General features: G+C 68.9%; 12 protein-coding genes. 5 read left to right on the top strand and 7 right to left on the bottom strand.

From position 1 onward, the window contains the following. Positions 1–729: 729 nt before the first annotated feature. A complete protein-coding gene (locus FBT69_00835) occupies positions 730–1,725 on the top strand; it encodes a hypothetical protein (GenBank protein ID MDL1903345.1) in 996 nt (331 codons plus the stop codon). A 301-nt stretch (positions 1,726–2,026) separates the two neighbouring features. Here FBT69_00835 and FBT69_00830 read toward each other — a convergent pair whose 3' ends face one another. Further along, positions 2,027–2,230, bottom strand: coding sequence for a hypothetical protein (locus FBT69_00830; GenBank protein ID MDL1903344.1), 204 nt, complete (start codon positions 2,228–2,230; stop codon positions 2,027–2,029). A gap of 36 nt (positions 2,231–2,266) precedes the next feature. Further along, positions 2,267–3,076 (bottom strand): phosphoribosylformylglycinamidine synthase subunit PurQ, encoded by an 810-nt coding sequence (locus FBT69_00825; protein MDL1903343.1) that lies wholly within the window; start codon positions 3,074–3,076, stop codon positions 2,267–2,269. Positions 3,077–3,173: 97 nt separating this feature from the next. Here FBT69_00825 and FBT69_00820 point away from each other — a divergent pair, with 97 nt between their 5' ends. Further along, positions 3,174–4,517: a DUF1015 domain-containing protein gene (locus FBT69_00820; protein MDL1903342.1), complete on the top strand. Its 1,344-nt coding sequence runs from the start codon at positions 3,174–3,176 to the stop codon at positions 4,515–4,517. Here FBT69_00820 and FBT69_00815 read toward each other — a convergent pair. From FBT69_00815 to FBT69_00800, 4 genes are all read right to left on the bottom strand, one after another. Next, positions 4,501–4,962, bottom strand: a complete 462-nt coding sequence (locus tag FBT69_00815) for a hypothetical protein (protein ID MDL1903341.1) — start codon at positions 4,960–4,962, stop codon at positions 4,501–4,503. The genes FBT69_00820 and FBT69_00815 overlap by 17 nt on opposite strands. Positions 4,963–4,976: 14 nt before the next feature. Further along, positions 4,977–5,966, bottom strand: coding sequence for a DUF21 domain-containing protein (locus FBT69_00810; GenBank protein ID MDL1903340.1), 990 nt, complete (start codon positions 5,964–5,966; stop codon positions 4,977–4,979). Further along, the gene (locus FBT69_00805; protein MDL1903339.1) at positions 5,963–7,243 is read right to left on the bottom strand and encodes an HlyC/CorC family transporter; all 1,281 of its coding nucleotides are present in this window, start codon (positions 7,241–7,243) and stop codon (positions 5,963–5,965) included. Before FBT69_00805 ends, FBT69_00810 begins: the two co-directional genes overlap by 4 nt. 66 nt (positions 7,244–7,309) lie before the next feature. Next, complete coding sequence (locus tag FBT69_00800) at positions 7,310–7,858, bottom strand: hypothetical protein (protein ID MDL1903338.1); 549 nt, start codon at positions 7,856–7,858, stop codon at positions 7,310–7,312. Positions 7,859–7,882: 24 nt separating this feature from the next. Here FBT69_00800 and FBT69_00795 point away from each other — a divergent pair, with 24 nt between their 5' ends. After that, positions 7,883–8,629: an amino acid racemase gene (locus tag FBT69_00795; GenBank protein ID MDL1903337.1), complete on the top strand. Its 747-nt coding sequence runs from the start codon at positions 7,883–7,885 to the stop codon at positions 8,627–8,629. Between the two features lie 354 nt (positions 8,630–8,983). Continuing rightward, positions 8,984–15,151: a hypothetical protein gene (locus FBT69_00790; GenBank protein MDL1903336.1), complete on the top strand. Its 6,168-nt coding sequence runs from the start codon at positions 8,984–8,986 to the stop codon at positions 15,149–15,151. Between the two features lie 128 nt (positions 15,152–15,279). On the opposite strand, the gene FBT69_00785 is transcribed toward FBT69_00790, so the two are convergent. Next, positions 15,280–15,981, bottom strand: coding sequence for a rhodanese-like domain-containing protein (locus FBT69_00785; GenBank protein ID MDL1903335.1), 702 nt, complete (start codon positions 15,979–15,981; stop codon positions 15,280–15,282). Here FBT69_00785 and FBT69_00780 point away from each other — a divergent pair. Then, positions 15,809–16,621: a hypothetical protein gene (locus FBT69_00780; GenBank protein ID MDL1903334.1), complete on the top strand. Its 813-nt coding sequence runs from the start codon at positions 15,809–15,811 to the stop codon at positions 16,619–16,621. The two genes, FBT69_00785 and FBT69_00780, sit on opposite strands and share 173 nt — an antisense overlap. The last annotated feature ends 114 nt before the right edge of the window (positions 16,622–16,735 follow it).

The following is a 16,735-nucleotide window of genomic DNA, read 5'->3' as shown; positions in this document are numbered from 1 at the left end:
TCGTGCCCGAGGTCGTGAACGCGAAGGGCTCGAAGGGCGCGAAGGGGAGAGGGCCGCTTCCTCCTCGCGGGGCGGGGCCTTGCTGGCCCCCTCTCTTCCGCTCCAACCTGCTGCCGGACAAGACCTTATACGGAACGCGGGAAGTCCTTGCGCCTCGGGTACACCGCCACTCCGTGGCGGCTCTGCCGCTTCCACTCCTACCGCCGCGCAAGGACTTCCCGCGTTCCGTATTACAACGCCATGCGCCGCGCCGTCCGGTCCCTGTACGCCCGTTGACGCGGGAGCCGCGACGGCTGTCGCGAGAGTCGCGACGATCGTCACAGGAGCCGCGACGGCCGCCGCGCGAGCCGCGACAGACGGCGCAGGGGCCGCGACGGACGCCGCGGAAGCCGCGCCCACCGCCCGAAGGGCCGCGACAGCCGTCGCAAGGTCCGCGACGAACCCCCCGCCGCCCCCGTAGCCGCTCTCACCCCCGCGTCCGGCGCCACCGAACTCTCCCCCCGAACGTGGGCCCGAACATCAGCCCTCTGACCGGTCAGGTTCCGCCCCGATCTCCTCCCTTCGCCACGCCGACTCTTGTGTGAGGCTTGGCCGGGAAGGGGGTTGCACGATCCTTCGGAGCCGGTATACTCCGCGGCGCCGAGGGTCGCGTGAGCCCGACCGTTGAAGCAGGAACCGGCCAAGCGGGGAAAGCCGGACCACGGACCGCATCGAAAGGGAGGATCGAAGATGATCAGCATCGCTCGCCGCGTCGCATCGAACGCGTTCGGGATGGGCATCGCGGTCGGTCTGATTCTGTCACTTCAGCTTCCCCTGATGGCCCACGGAGCAGTGTGGGACGATGAGCATCCTGTCTGTAACGGCGGCGTCTCAGTGCCACCTGAGATTCAGCCGTGGGTCGATCTCCAGTGCCAAGTTCATCAGGCCATCTTCGCCGACGCTGCGGAACCGAGCGCGGCATACGTCATCGACACGGCCGTGCAGGGACCAGGCTACTACACGGGCATCAACCACGAAGAGAGGGAGATCGAGTTCGAGGCCGTCTGGGTAGTCCAGGTTGACGTCGAAAGCGTGACGCCGGAACTCGCCGCGCAGGGAGTCACGTGCCATCCGGTCATCGGTCGCCTCTCAGGTGATGAGGGACAGGTTCCGATCGCTGGAGTAGTCATTCGGACGAGGGGAGTGATTCTCGTTGAAGAGGACGTCTTTCTGCTCCTCGTTAACGCGGTTCTCAGTGAAGCGGATTTCGAGGTCTTCGCGCAGGCCGGACGCATCGCCGGCGGCGTGAGGATCATCGATGCAACAACCTTGTCATCGACTCCGTTGGCGCTGGCCACTAGTGCCGAGGCCATGTGGATTCACGGTTCGGACGTGAGTACCATTTTCAGGCAGGGAGGGAATGTCCCTGGCGTCGACGTCGCCTGTGTTGAGCGTGCCTACAGACGGTACAATATCGCGGTGAATGCCGCGAACCAGAGCGCCGAGGCTTGCTACGACAACGCGTGGGCCGTGTTCGTCATTTGCATGACTGGATGCGGTGTTGTGGCAACCGTCATTCCTGGCGTGAGTTGGATCGCGTCGGTCGTCTGTGTAGGTCTGTGTGTCGCTACATCGGCGCTTATGTATGAAGCATGCGGGACACAGCATAGTATTGCGCTTGACGCAGCAAAGCAGCAACTCGCTCTCGACCTCGAAGCGTGCGGCGTGGTGATCGTTGAGCCGTAGAGAAGCACGTCATGGCTCGCCGACGGTGGGTTATTGTGTGGCTGTTGGCCGGGTTTGTCGTGGGCATGGTTGTCTTGCTCGGCGGCTATGCCTTTGATCTGCCCGTACATCCGTGGATTGTCTGTGCGGCGATTCTGGCGGGCCAACTCATGTCCGCACTCGCGCAACTTTCTCTCGTAAGAGATGTCAGGGCCGCCAAGGGCAGACTCTGCTCACGCTGCTGCTACGATCTCACGGGGCTACCCGATTCGGGTTCCTGTCCGGAATGCGGCACATCATATGATCCGGACACGCTGAAGCGCTATTGGGGGAGCATGGCCGCAAAGCGTTCGAGGGGCGAGCAATCCTCCCCACCCCGCTCGATCCCTTGATCCTTCCTCCCCCCCCGACTCCCCTCTTCGCGCCCTTCGCGTCCACGCCCCCCATCTCCTCCGCGCACTCCGCGTCCCCCTCCGCGTCCTCCGCGTTCAATCCCCTTCACCCTCTTCGAGCCTTCGCGTTCCACCCCCGCGCCTCCGCGTTCTCCCCCCTCACTCCCCCCTCAGACCGAGACGCGTGAAGCGGCTTCCACCGCATCGCGGAAGATCGACAGCCCGGGCGTCACGCCGCGCCGCACGTCGGCGGACAGCCGCGTCCAGTACGGGTGGCGCGTCCAGTCGAGGTAGCGCTCCGGGTGCGGCATGAGGCCGAAGACCAGGCCGCTCGCGTCGCACACGCCGGCGATCCGTTCCTCGGAGCCGTTCACATCCGCGGCGTAGCGCAGCGCGACCTGCCCGTTGCGCTCGAGTTCGGCGATGGTCTCCGGCGAGTCGGCGACGAGGCGGCCCTCGCCGTGCGCGATCGGCAGCATGAGCACGTCGTCCGAGCCGGACTTCACCGCCCCCAGCGACCTCGTCCACACGCAGACCGAGTCCGGCTCGGGGCGGATGCGCACCCACCTGTCGATGAACCGGGCCGAAGCGTTGTCGCGCAGCGAAAGCCGCTGCCTGGGCGCGCGGCTTGTCGGCCAGGCCTCGCCCTTCGCCGGCCCGGGAAGCAGCCCGCACTGCACGAGCGCCTGAAAGCCGTTGCACACGCCGATGATCGGCGCGCCCCGCTCGACGGCCGCCCGCAGCGCGGGGTAGAGCCGCTCGCGGACCTTCACCGCGAAGATGCGCCCCGACGCCACGTCGTCGCCGTAACTGAACCCGCCGGGCAGGCCGACCAGGTCGTAGGCGTCGAGGCCCGCCGGGTCGGCGATGAGACGGTCCAGGTGGACGAGGCCCGGCTCCGCCCCGGCGAGCGCGAAGGCGCGGCACATCTCCGCGTCGCAGTTCGTTCCCGCCGTCCGGATGACCAGCGCACGCGGCATCGGGCAAGCATAGTCCGGAGCGATCCCCGCCTATACTCGGCCACGCGACAGCCCACACGGCTTGTGGGGGTCGTGGGAGTCGCGGGGGCCGACCACCATGCCGAACGTGCATCCATTCCGTGCGGTGCAGTACGCCCACGGCCGGGGCGACGTGAGCGCCCTCGTCTCGCCGCCCTACGACGTCCTCGACGCCGAGTCGAAGCGCGCCCTGCTCGCCCGCGACGCCCGCAACGTCGTCGCGGTCGATCTGCCCCACACGCCCGCCAAGGAGCTCGGCCCCCCCTCGGCGTACGCCGCGGCGGCGGACCTCTACCGCTCGTGGCTCGCCGACGGCACGCTGGCCCGGCGCGAGCGCCCGGCCATGTTCGTCTACCGGCAGACCTTCGCGTTCGACGGCAGGACCCACAAGCGCAGCGGCATGGCGTGCACGGTCGAGGCCCTCCCCTTCGGCCCGCGCGAAGGCGGCGGCATCCTCCCCCACGAGCAGACCTTCTCCGGCCCGAAGGAAGACCGCCTCGCGCTGATGAAGGCGACGGCGGCCCAACTCTCGCCGATCTTCGGCCTGCACGCGGACGACGACGGCGCGGCCACGCGCCTGCTCGCGTCGGTCGCCTCCGCCCGCGCGCCGGACATGACCGCCCGCACGGGCGACGGCGTGCTGCACGAGGTCTGGACGGTCGAGGACGACGCCGCCATCCGCGCCTACGCCGATGCGCTCGCGGGCGAGGACGTCTTCATCGCCGACGGGCACCACCGGTACAACACGGCCCTCAACTACCTCCGCTCCCTCGAGGAGCGCGGCGAGGTCCCCGCGGACCACCCCGCCCGCCGCGTGATGATCGTGCTCGTGGGGATGTCCGACCCGGGGCTGGTGATCGGGCCGACGCACCGCGTGCTGGGGGGGATGCGCGACTACTCGGTCGAGCGGTTCATCGAAGAGGCGGCGGGTCTGCTCGACGTGCGCGCGGTGGAGAACGACCCGGCGAAGATCGAGGCCGAGATGCGCAAGGTCGCCTCCGAGGGGCACGAGAACGTCTTCGGGCTGATCGACTTCGCCACGGGGCTGTGCTCCGTCGCCGTGCCCGCCGTCGCCGATCCGCTCGAGGAACAGTTCCCCGACAAGCCCCGGGCATGGCGGACGCTCGACGTCGCGATCGTGCAGCACCTGATCGTCGAGCAGATCTGCGAGCCGATGCTCAACGGCGGCAAGCCGGTGAAGTGGGCGTTCCCGCACTCGGTCGCGGAAGCGATGGAGATCGGGCGGGGCGTCGAGACCGGCGCCGGCGGCGGCGCCGGCTTCGCGCAGCTGGCCGTGATCGTCCGCCCGACGCCGCTGGACGCGGTGCGCGACGTCAGCCGCGCCAACGAGCTCATGCCCCAGAAATCGACCTTCTTCTACCCGAAACTGGCGACCGGCCTGTTCATCAACCCCCTGTCGTAGCGGCCCGCTCCAGCCACCGGAGCAGTTCGTCCGCGCCGACGACGCCCTCGAGCCTCGCCACTTCGCGCCCGTCCCGCAGCATCACCAGCGCGGGCACGCCCTTGATGCGCAGCCGCTCCGCGAGCTCTCTCGCCCCGGCGTCGTTCGAGCCGGTAAGGTCGGCCAGCGCGGGGTGCGCGTGCGCCTCGATCCACGCCCCGACCCGTGCGTCGGCCAGCGCGCCCCGCTTGAACGACCGGCACGGACCGCACCAGTCGGCGGTCGCGAAGACCAGCGCGGGCCTGCCGCTCTCGCGCGACGCCGCGATCGCGTCATCGACGGTCGCCCCGCCCGCGAACGGGGCGGGCATCGGCGCGGTCCCGCCCCGCAGGACGTGCAGGGCGGAGAGCACGACCACCGCCGCCGACACGACGATCATCGCGGTCTGCCAGGGTCTGCGTTTCATGCCTGCGCCCCTCCCTACCACTCGCGGATGTCCCCGATGAGCGGCTCGACAAGATCCTTGACCGTCACGATCCCCAGAGGTCGCCCCCCACGCTCGACGATCGCGAGCGTGGCCCCTTCGCGCCTCATCGCGCCCAGGGCGTCCTGCACCGACGCGCCGGGGTCGAGCCGGAAGGCCGGCGTCGCCAGTTCTCGCACCGACGCCCGCGGCCTGAGCAGGACGTCCATCTGCCGGAGCACGCCGACGACACGCCCGCGACCGTCCACCACGGGAAGCCGGGTGTGCCGAACCTGCGACAGCGCAGCGACGACCCGCCCGCGCGGCCAGTCCGCGCCGACCGTTCTCACGGCGGACCACGCCACCATCTCGTCGCCGACACGCGCGTTGCGGAGCGCGAGCGCCCGGTCCAGCAGCGACGACTGCGACTCGCTGAGCACGCCGTGCCCCGCCCCCTCCATGAGCAGCACGGCCACGCGCTGCCGCGCGTCGCCGGTCGTATCGCCGGTCGGGGCGCCGAGCAGCCGCGCCGCCCATCGCCCGATCGCCAGCAGCGCGGGGAGCGCCCCCGAGACCGTGAACGCCCAGCGCATCGCCGCCAGCGGCGCGGCGAACGCGGGCGTCAGCCGATCCGCGCCGACGCGGAACACCTCCTTCGGCGTGCTCTCCGCCACGACGAGCAGCGCGGGCGTCACCACGAGCACGCTGAACGCGATGATCGCGGCCTCCGAGTAGCCCGCTCCCCCCAGCAGCGCCGTCACGCCCAGGATGCCGAGGTAGTTGAAGGCGTTGTTGCCCAGCAGGAGCGTCGTCAGCATCCGATCGGGCCGCTCCAGTTCCCGGTGGAGCATCCTCGCGGACCGGTCCGGGGGCGACGCGCCGGCCCGCAGGTCCAGCCGCACCCGGCTCAGCGAGTACAGCCCCATCTCCAGCCCGGAGCAGAGCGCGGACCCGACGACACCCGTCGCGGCGAGCGCGGCCCAGAAGAGCGACTCCTGCGTCGTCACGCCGCGCTCCCTTCGAGCGTGACGAGCACCGTGTCCACCACGCGGTCGCGCGCCGATTCGGCGCGCAGCCGCACGTTGCCGATGGAGACCTCGTCCCCCACGGCCGGGATGCGCCCCAGGCGCGCGATCAGCAGGCCCGCGACCGTCGCCACCCTGGGGTGTGCGCCGAGCAGCGCCGTCTCCACGCCGAGCAGCTCCGCCCATTCACGCACGCCCAGCCGGCCGGGCACCAGCCACCGCCCGCTGCCGAGCGAGCGCACCTCGCTCTCCGGCTCGCCTTCCGCGTCGGGCTGATGGCTCACGAGTTCCTCGACGACATCCTCGATGGAGACGAGACCCGACACGCCGCCGTACTCGTCCACGCACACGGCCACGCTGCTCTCGGCCTCGCGGAAGCGTTCGAGCAGCCGGTCGAGTCTCGCGTTCTCGGGCACGAAGAGCGCGGGGCGCAGGTGCGAAGCGACCGTCGCGGACCCGGCTCGCTCGCAGGTGAGCAGGTACCGCTTGACGTCGAGCATGCCGATCACGCCGTCGTCGAGCGAGCCGCGCGCGACAGGGAGCGTCGTGTGCCCGGTCTCTTCGACGGCGGCGCGCACCTCGTCCGGCGCGGCGTCGGCGTCCACCCAGCGCACGTCCTGCCGCGGCACCATCACCTCGCGCACGCGGCGTTCACCGAGTCCAAGCACGTCCGCGAGCAGTTGCTGCTCCCCCGGGTCGATCACCCCTCGGCGTGCGCTGTGATCGATCAGCGCCTCGAGCTCCTCGGCGGACAGCCGCCCCCGTTCCGCTCTGCGCTTGCCGGGCAGCGCCAGCCGCGACAGCGGCGCGACCAGCCACCCGTCGATGAAACCGACAACCGGCCCCAGCGCCCGCACCACGAGCACGAGCGGGCGTGCCGCGACGACGCACCACGTCGCGCGGTGCGCCGCCGCCACGAGTTTCGCGAGAATCTCTCCGATCAGCACGATCGCTATCAGCGACGCCGCGCTCACGGCGACCCGCACGCCCACCGACTCGCTCCGCAGCGCGAGCACCGACGAGACCACGAAGTAGCCGCCGTTCGCCACCATGTTCAGCAGCAGGATGGTGATGAGCGGCCGGCGCGGCTTCTCCAGCAGCCACGCCAGCGCGGCCGCCGAGCCGGGGCTGCGCTGGCGGAGCCTGACCCGCTCCGCGTGCGACATCCCGAAGACCGCGGTCTCGCTCCCCGAGCAGAGCGCGGACGCGACCACGAGCGCCGGAAGCATCAGGATCAGCGGCAGGTCGGCAAGGAGCATGTCGGCCGCCGGAGCAGAAGAACACCCCGGCTGTATCTCCGGGCCGGAGCGGGGCGTTGTCGCCGCTCAGGCCTCGCGCGTCGCATCATACTGCGGGTCGAGTTGCTCGATCAGCCGCTCGACGTACCGCCAGGCGTTCAGTTCCGTTCGGATCGCGCGCCGTGCATCGATCGGGGCCGGATCGGCCAGCTCGGCGAACATCTCGCCCACGCGGCGTGCGTACTCCGAACGCTGCTGCGTCGCCCACGCCTCCCACCGCTGACGAGCCTCGTCGCCACCCGTGGCAAGGTCGGATTCGATCGTCTCTCGCACCTCCATCATGTGGGCAAGGAACCCTCCGGGCAGCGAGCGGTCCGCTTCCTTCGACGGCCCTCCCAGCCGGACGAGCAGCGCGTTCGCCCGTCGCTCGGGGTCGCTCAGGACCGTCCTCGCCTCGTTCAGAACCGACGCCTGATCGCCTTCACCGCCCGCAGCGTCCGGGTGGACAGCAGCGACCCTCGCCAAGTACGCCCGGCGGATGGCGCCCTCGTCAAGATCGAACCGGGCCGGCAATCCGAGGGTTTCAAAGGGATCCACGACCGACTTTAGACCCGGCGCAGTCGCTCCCGTTGACATCCGCTCGCCGCCCGTCGAGGATGGTTGGCAGCGAGCCGGGGCCGGCTCGGAAGGGACACGCCGCCAGTGCCACGTCACATCGGCATCGCCGCGGTCAGCCCCGAGGGTGCGGCCCTCTTCTACCGCAGCCTCTCCCGTCGGCTCGCCGCTATTCCGCCCGATCAACTCGCGCCACGCGACCACCCACGCATCTCGATCCACAACGAGCCGCTCGGCGCCTACATCGACGCCCTTCAGGTCGGCGACTGGATGCGGATCGGCGGCCTGCTGCGTCGGTCCGCCGAGAAACTGGCCGGGTGCGGCGCCGAGTTCTGCCTCACACCGGACAACGCCGTTCAGCACGCCATCCAGTTGGCCGAGGTCGGTTCCCCGATCCCCTGGCTGACCATCACCGACCTCGTGGCGGAATCGGTGGTCTCGGCCCGGCTCCGAACCGTGGGCCTCATCGGCACCCGGCTGGTCATGGCAGGCTCCACCTACCAGACCGTGCTGGGTCTCAGGGGCATCCATGTCCTCACGCCCGATGAGCGGGACGCGGAAGCCATCAACGCGATCATCTTCAACGAGTTGATCTATGGCCGGCAGGTGCCCGAATCGCAGCGAAAGGTCATGGACATCATCGCAACCCTCGGCGCGAGGGGTTGCGAGGGGGTGATCCTGGGCTGTTCCGAGGCCCCCTTGCTGGTGACCGCGGAGCAGTCGCCGCTGCCGGTCTTTGATGCGGTGGCGATCCTCGCGGAGGGGGCTGCCCGACGGGCAGTGGCGAACTGAGGCAGGAACCCGGGGAACCTTCGATGCCCGCAGGCCGAACAGTCCGATCGTGGGGCACCGGGGGTGCCCGTCGCTCCCGCGCGAGGCGGGGGCCGAACAAACTCCTCGGCGGAACCCGGCGCAACCCGCTGGACGCGCCGATGCGGTTTGTGATACGCTGAGGCGGCAGCCGGCCGACAGGCCCCGGCCAGCGGGGCCAGCCCACGACCAACCCCGCCACCCGCGCCGGCCCGACACCCCGCCCACGCATGATGCAGGCCCCGGACGCGGGGCGCACAACGGGCGGCCAACGACGGATGGCCCACAGGGACGCCGAACCACGCCGACACAACGGCGACAGACGGGAGCACTCGAATGAGCCGATGGGAGCGTCGTAGCCACTTCGCACACGCCAGCGCACACGCGAACACCGCTCCCGCACGCCGCGTCCGCGCACGCGCGGGGCGTCCGTTCGGCGATCGTGCGCACGCCGCGCCGCTCGAACACCTCGAGAACAGGGTGCTCCTCGACGGCGTGCCCGGATGGCCGGACTTCGACAACGCGCAGTTCGTTTCGCTCGACGGCAGCGGCAACGGAACCTTCGATGAGGCCATCGACTTCGAGGGCGACGACGACCTCTACCGCATCGAGGTCACCACCTCCGATTTCATCACCATCCTCGCCGACGCCCTGAAGGGCGCGGGCCAGAGCCAGGCGGACTTCAACGCCCGCGTGGACACGCGCCTTGAGATCTTCGACCGCAACCAGGCCCTCATCTTCTCCTCGTCCAACAGCGGCACGCTCTCCGCCGGCACCCCGACCGAGGCCTGGGTCGGCTTCGTCCCGACCACCGGCCACTTCGACCCGCAGACCAACATCGCCACGTACTACATCCGGGTTCTGAGCGACCAGCAGACCGGCGTGAACGCGACGGGCGACTACACCCTGCGCGTGAGCACCCAGAGCACGCTCATCACCCCCTCACCATCCGAGAACCCGGTCACGACCAACGGCAACCTGAACCGCCAGCTGCAGGACCGCATCTACCGGCTGGAGACGGGGAGCGCGGAGGCTTTCAACAGCCTCGTCACCGCCGTCGCCACCGCGAACGCGGCCCAGCTCGACACCCGGCTTGACGTCTACAGCGCGACCGGCCAGTTCATCGCCGGCGACAGCCAGACCGCCTTCCTGACCAACGCCTACACCTCGTTCAAGGGCAGCCCGAGTTCCACGTACTTTGTGCGCGTCCGCAGCGACGAGTTCGCGCCCGGTCGGCCGTGGTCGGGCGACTTCTCCCTGGTCACGGACGCCTCCGCTGCCAGCCTCTCGCTCGACCCTGTCCGGCGATACGGCTTCGTCGGCTTCACAGGCGTCAACGGCGGCGGGATCGAGTCGCACGCCTTCGTCGCGCTCGGCACCGGCCGAACCATCATCTCCGCCACCGGCGTCGGCATGGCCTTCGTCGTGGACCCGACGATGCGCCTCTACGGTCCGAATGGGAACCTCATCGCCATCAGCACCGACTTCTTCGGCGACAGCCCCCAACTCGACGTGGACCTGATCGGCGGCCAGACCTACTTCGTCACCATCGACAACTTTGTCTCCGGCGGCGCGACCTACGCGATCCAGATCGAGTCGCCGCACACGCTGAACAATGGCAACGTCGACGACCACGCGAACGCAGGCGACTTCCCGAACGCGACGCCCATCGTGTGGAACTGGATCGGCGACACGACGCCGCGCGCGGCCACCAGCCCGACCGACTTCAACACCATGATCCCCGGCTGGACCTACGCGCCGGTCGCCGACCACGCGCAGGTCTTCACGGGCCACGCCACGGGGCGCCTCCACAGCGAGCCGGACACCGACCTCTTCGCCTTCGTCCCGCCCGTGGACATGCTGGGCGACTTCGCCGGCCGCACCGACACCCGGCCGCAGGACGAGGGCGGCACGGACGACCGCATCTGGTGGGAGGGCTACCGCCCCTCCACACGCATTGAAATCCAGGTGATGATGTACCCGGACGACATCGTCGATCCGCTGCATCCGCCCTTCAACTTCCTGAACACGCAGATCCGCGTCTTCGATTCCAACGGCGACGTCGTCTACCCGACGGGCGGTCCGTTCAACGACTTCATCTTCAATCCCTCCATGGGCGGCGAGCCTGCGGGCATGATCGATCCCGCTCGCTACCCCAGGCGTGCCGTCCCCGTCGATCCGTGGTTCGACCCCAACTGGACGTTCAACGGCCCTGTCATCGGCATCGAGGCCTGGGCGGGCGAAACCTACTACCTGGAGGTTTCCGGCACCGGCACCGGCCGCTATTCCGTTGAGGTCATCGTCGATGCCTCCTTCGACCCTACCGATCCGGCCAACATCGTTGACCCGCAGCAGTGGACGATCGGCGAGGGCGACTTCAACGGCGCCCCGTTCTCGCGCATCAAGGAGTACACCAACGCCGGGCAGTGGACGGCTGCTGCGGAAATCGCTCTCAACCCCGCGACAGGGGACGGCACCGCCCCCGTCGGCGGGCCGAGCGGATGGTTCGACCGCTCCGCGCACTACGAACGCGCCTACTCGATCAACGGCGCGGTCATCCCGGAAGGCTTCCCCGGCTACTACCAGGACCCGACGATCGTCGAGAACGGCATCGGCATCATTCAGGAGTCCTCGGGCGGCGTCATCATGCACCCGAACGACTCCGACCTGTACTTCATCACCGCCCCCCGCAACGGCTTCGCCGAGGTCCGCATCAACAGCACCGCCATCACGCGCACTTTCGATGAGATCGAGGTGGACTGGGACGAGCGGCCCGACCAGGAGAAGGCCGAACTGCCGACCGTCCGCACGGTCAGCAAGAGCAAGACCTACAACAGCAACTTCCACTCCGCACTGCGCATCTTCAACCGCGACCTCGAAGAGATCGCCTTCAACGCCGGCAACCCGGCCATGGTCGGCGTCACCGAGGCAGCCTTCATCGGCTCGCTCGGCACCTTCACCTTCCACGACCGCGATGCGAGGATCGTCTTCCCCGTCACCCAGGGCGAGGTGTACTACATCCAGGTCGAGAGCGGTCAGCGCGACAACTACGCCGCCTGGCTCGACGACCCGACCCTCCCCGTCCAGTGGCAGCACCTCACCGGCGCGTACAACCTGCTCGTTCACACGGTCCCATCGACCAACAACGCACTCCAGAACTCGCCCACGCTCGCCATCGACGACCAGGGCGTGGCGACCAACTCCAGCACGGCCAGCGCGACCACGCCCGACCTCCTGAACTTCATCGCCCCGATCAACGGCACCGCGACTCTCCAGGTCAACCGCGCCCAAGGCTCCGCGCTCATCCCGGATGTCGTCGTCTATCGCCTTGAGGGCGGGGCGTTCAACCCGTTCGCGTTCGGCACCGCCGCGAGCGACGGGCGACTCACGCTGACCTTCCCCGTCGCCAAGGGCGAACGCTTCTTCATCGAGATCGGCGCGGGCGGGGGCACGTCCGGCGTCTACGACCTCACGCTCTCGGGACTGCGATACGTTGACGACCATGCGATGTGGCGCGACGTCCAGAACGCGACCGAGATCGAGGTCTTCGACTTCCTCGGCTCAGGCTCCGCCACCGGGCGCATCGAAGGCTCGGGCGACTCGGACGTCTTCAAGGTTCGCTCGAAGGACTTCGCCCAGTTCACCGCCACTGTCACCAGCCTGACGCAGGGCTTCAACCCCAGGCTCGACGTCTACGAGACCTCCGTCGATCCCGCGGGACACACGATCCTGCTCCGCATCGGCAGCAACGACGATCTCAGCGGCACGGACACCAACGCCCGCGTCGTCTTCGCGGTCAACGGCGACCGGATCAGCGACGCCACCGGGCTTGAGTACCCCTGGTACTACCTCGTCGTTCGCGGCTCCAACGCCAACACCGACTTCGGCAACTACCGGCTCGACATAGGCTTCCCCCCCACCGACGATCACGCCGACGAGGGACAGTTCTCGCTCGCCACGCCCATCGCCGTCGATTCCAGCACGGGCGAAGGCGCGTCCAGCGGCATCATCGAGGTCATCGGCGATACCGACCTCTTCCGCTTCACCGCGCCGGCCGGCGGCCTCGCTCGCATCACCATCAGCCGTCCCACCGGCAGCAACTTCCTGCCGAAGGTCTCGCTGCTCGACTCGAGCGGGAACGACGTGGTCGCGCCCGTGGACGGCGTCATCCCCGCCGCCATCCAGGGCCAGGTGGTCCGCGGACAGACCTACTTCATCCTCATCGAGGCTTCCACCATCGCGTCCGGCTCGCAACGCACCGGCGCGTACACCGTCAACATGCTCGTCCCCCCGATCGACGACCACCCGAACGCGGGTGAGTGGTTCCTCGCCACCCCCATCCCGCTCGACGCCGCGACCGGCGACGGCGTGGTCGGCACGACGACGATGGGCCACCCGTCGAACCCCACGATCTTCCCGCTCGGCGATTCCGACCTCTTCACCTTCCTGACGATCGCGAACGGCGTCGTCACGGTCACCCTCACCCCGCTCGACACCACCCAGATCGCCATGACGGCGAAGCTGTCGATCTTCGACGCCGACTTCAACCTCGTGACGGATGACGTGTCCGTAAACCCCGTCATCGGCACCGGACCCGGCGAAGCCGTCGCGATCGTCCTCACCAACACCTTCATCAACCAGCGCTACTACGTCCTCGTCGAGGCCAACCTCAACAACCGCACCGGCGAGTACCGCCTCCACGTCGACGGCCCGCCCGGCGACGGCTCCGGCGGCGGCGACGGAGACGTGGACTTCGACAACCCCACCGTCATTACCCTCAGCACGGAGGACGGCGACGGCTCCATCAGCGGCGTCATCTCCCGACCCGGCGAACGCGACCTCTTCACCTTCACCACGCTCGGCGTCGGCCGCGTCTACGTCCAGGTCGTCACCCCCACCGGTTCCCTGCTCGACGCCAGCGTCACCATCCTCAACGCACCGAACTTCGAGGCCGTCCACGCCTTCGACGCGACCGGCATCCCCGGTGCGTCCGCGAATCTTGCCTACGACGTTGCCGGTGCGGGCCAGCAGTTCTGGATCATCGTGACCGGCCTCGGCAACGGCGTCGGCTCGTACACCCTGCGACTCGACACGCCGCCCGCCGTCTTCAAGCTGTACTACCCCGAGGGCTTCACCGGCTCGACGATCCGCGAGTTCGTCTCGCTCAACAACCCGAATCCATTCCCCGTCACCTACACCATCACCCTCCGCTACGAAACCGGAGACCGCGATCAGGTCATCGTCCAGAACGAGACCATCGCCGCCGGGAGCCGCGGCGGCGTGACGATCAGCGACGCGGCCAACGGCTCGCCCGTCGGCGCGCGCACCGAACCGTACTCCGTCATCGTCGAGTCCATCGGCGGGCCGCTCGCCGCGACCATGGCCCGCTACGACTTCAACAGCGCCATCGGCGATGCCTTCACCGGACGCATCTCCACGATCTGGACCTTCGCGCGTGTCGAGCGCGTGCCCGGCTCCATCTTCGATTTCATCGTCTTCTACAACCCGTTCGACTTCGACGTAAACGTCACCTTCACGGCGCACGACACCAACGGCAACGAGATCTCGTTCACGTCCACCGTCGGCGGGCTGCGTCGCGGCGGGTGGAACATCAGCGAGATCAACACGCTCCCGACCGGCGTCTTCGGCGCGCGTGTTACCGCCGCCGCCGCCGATCCGGCCAACGCCGCCGCCTTCAGGGGCATCGTCGCCGCCATCAGCCACTACGACTCGCCCGGCATGGCCGGTTTCGGCTCCCTCGGCGACTCCACCGGCGGAACCACGATCGGCGCCGTCCCGGGACTCACCAACGGCAACGGCTCAACCGCCGAACTCGTCCTGTACAACTCCAACCCCGTCCCTGCCTCCGTCACCGTCCGCGGGCGCTACATCCGCGTCGCTCTGCCGGACGTCGTCAAGACCGTCGAGATCCCCGCGCGCGGCACCCTCGTCCTCGCAGGCGGCGACCTCGGTTTCGCGGCCGGCCAGCCGGTCGGCGTCCGCTTCACCTCGAACGTCCCCGTCAGCGCGTTCGGCTCCGAACGCCGATTCGGTGAAGGCCACGACGTCCGAGGCGCAAACCTCGCCGCGACCGGGTGGTTCTTCGGCGACGCCTTCATCAACACCGTCCTCGCCGGCGAGTCCTACTTCGAGACCCTCACCCTCTACAATCCGACGCCCGTCTCCACGAACATCTCCGTCCGCCTGCTCTTCCTCGACGGCACCGATGACACCCTCGTCGTTCCCGTCGGCGCACGCGCCTTCACCGAGGTCCGACTCCACGAGGTGCTCGGCTCCGCCTTCCAGGCCAACGCGAACCGTCCGGCCCACTTCGATCCCTTCGCCGTGCTCGGCCGACCCGGACTCAACTTCTTCTCGATCTCCGCGACCGCGCCCATCCCCGTTATCGTGGGCTTCAGCCACTACGACCTCTTCCTCCGCGGCGGCTGGGGCACCGGAGGCGCGCCCTTCGGACTCACCAACGCCGTTCCCACGCTCGGCTGACTCAACCAGCCAACAACGCCCCCCTCGCGGAGCGGTGTGCCATCTGGCCCCGCTCCGCTTTCCTTTACCCGCAGCGAATCTCACTCGCCATCACGCTCGCGAGCAAACAAAGCGCCGATCTGAGGGGTTCAGTCACTCGTTGCCGTCGGGTAACCCGCGGCGACCCACGCATCAAGCCCGTCCGCGAACCAGCGAACGTTCTTGTACTCGAGTTCCATGAGCCGCTTGCCGACAGCCTTCGTCGTCGCGGTACCGCGGTTGTTCCCGTACACCACCAGGTTGCGGAACGACTCCAGATCGGGGTCTCGCCCGCCGCGCACGGGGAGCTTTGTCAGGTCGATCCGGCGCGCGCCCGCGATGTGCCTCGCTCGGAACTCCTGCTCGGAGCGGGTGTCCAGCAGCACGATCGCTCTCGGCTGCCGCTCTGCTTCCTGTGTCAGACGGCGAACCTCGTCCGTCGAAATCCTCGTTCGCTCCAGGTGCCGGTCGCTCGTGGTCGTGCCGCAGCCGGAAAGGAAGGCTCCGGCCACCGTGCCGATCCCGAACGCCAGAATCCAGGCCCCCGACGGTCGATTCCGAGTCCTCATGCGGGGAGAATAGTCGGGCTGTACGGCATGATCCGCCCGACGACCGGGGTGAGCCCCCGGGAGAGACCTGATGCTCCAGCTCGGCGCCATAATGGTCGCGACGTGTTGCGCGACACTCGCGCACACCCAGCCCGAGCAGGCCCTGCACGCCAGGCCACGGATCGTGGTCGAACATCTCGCCGCGTCTCCCGGCGAAGTCGCCTGGATCGGCGTCACGTTCGAGATCGACGAAGGATGGCACATTTACTGGGACGGCATCAACGACTCCGGCATGGCCGTCGAGATCGAAGCGGACCTTCCGGAGGGATGGCGACTGGGCGACATCCACTGGCCCGCGCCGAAGCGCTACTTTCCCTCCGCCAGCATCCTCGACCACGTCTACGAGGATCGTGCCACCCTCCTGCTGCCGTTGGAAATACCCGCATCCGCGCGCCCGGGTCGGGTCGAGCGATTCAGGATTTCGCTTTCCTGGCTGGTCTGCGCCGACCTCTGCCTGCCGGAGTCGACCTATCTCGAGGCCCGCGTCCTGATCGGCCGACCCGGCGAGCCTCGGCGAGTCTCCCGGGACCTGCGGCTCTTCGAGGAGGCGCGGGCACGCCTCCCCCGAGAGATTCCCCCTGATTCGCTCCAATGGGATAACCGTACGCTCGTGCTGACGGCCTCAAACGCCTCCCGCGTGGCCTTTTATCCGCGGCGCGACTCGCTGGAGCCGGTATCTATCATTGACGACGGCGTGGCCGAAGGGGGTCGGCTCGCCGTGCGTTTCCGGGAGGGCGATCAACCCGTCCACGGCGTCATGGAAGTGTGGCCGATCGGCGAGGGGCCGTCGGCCGTGTACCGAGTGTTCACGGAGCCGCCGTCCGCGGCTCGCCCGGGTGTGTAACCGGTCCCCGCGTCGCCGACGCGCCGGCCCTCCCGGACAACGCACAAGGAGGCCATTCATGCTGACCCGTTCCCGCAAGTCCGGCGCGATCGCCGCTCTCGTCGCTGCGTGCGC

This window comes from Synechococcales cyanobacterium CNB (assembly GCA_030263455.1).
Lineage (GTDB): Bacteria > Planctomycetota > Phycisphaerae > Phycisphaerales > UBA1924 > CAADGN01.
The sequence above is the reverse complement of the archived record's forward strand: the minus strand, read 5'-3'. Positions and strand labels throughout refer to the sequence as shown.

What these genes read in the sequence shown, in the direction of transcription:
- FBT69_00805 (MDL1903339.1), bottom strand. Translation starts at nt 7,243, where the DNA reads ATGCTCCTTGCCGACCTGCCGCTGATCCTGATGCTTCCGGCGCTCGTG.
- FBT69_00800 (MDL1903338.1), bottom strand. Translation starts at nt 7,858, where the DNA reads ATGTCAACGGGAGCGACTGCGCCGGGTCTAAAGTCGGTCGTGGATCCC.
- FBT69_00820 (MDL1903342.1), top strand. Translation starts at nt 3,174, where the DNA reads ATGCCGAACGTGCATCCATTCCGTGCGGTGCAGTACGCCCACGGCCGG.
- FBT69_00780 (MDL1903334.1), top strand. Translation starts at nt 15,809, where the DNA reads ATGCTCCAGCTCGGCGCCATAATGGTCGCGACGTGTTGCGCGACACTC.
- FBT69_00835 (MDL1903345.1), top strand. Translation starts at nt 730, where the DNA reads ATGATCAGCATCGCTCGCCGCGTCGCATCGAACGCGTTCGGGATGGGC.
- FBT69_00815 (MDL1903341.1), bottom strand. Translation starts at nt 4,962, where the DNA reads ATGAAACGCAGACCCTGGCAGACCGCGATGATCGTCGTGTCGGCGGCG.
- FBT69_00825 (MDL1903343.1), bottom strand. Translation starts at nt 3,076, where the DNA reads ATGCCGCGTGCGCTGGTCATCCGGACGGCGGGAACGAACTGCGACGCG.
- FBT69_00790 (MDL1903336.1), top strand. Translation starts at nt 8,984, where the DNA reads ATGAGCCGATGGGAGCGTCGTAGCCACTTCGCACACGCCAGCGCACAC.
- FBT69_00785 (MDL1903335.1), bottom strand. Translation starts at nt 15,981, where the DNA reads ATGTGCCATCCTTCGTCGATCTCGAACGTGACGCCGATCCAGGCGACT.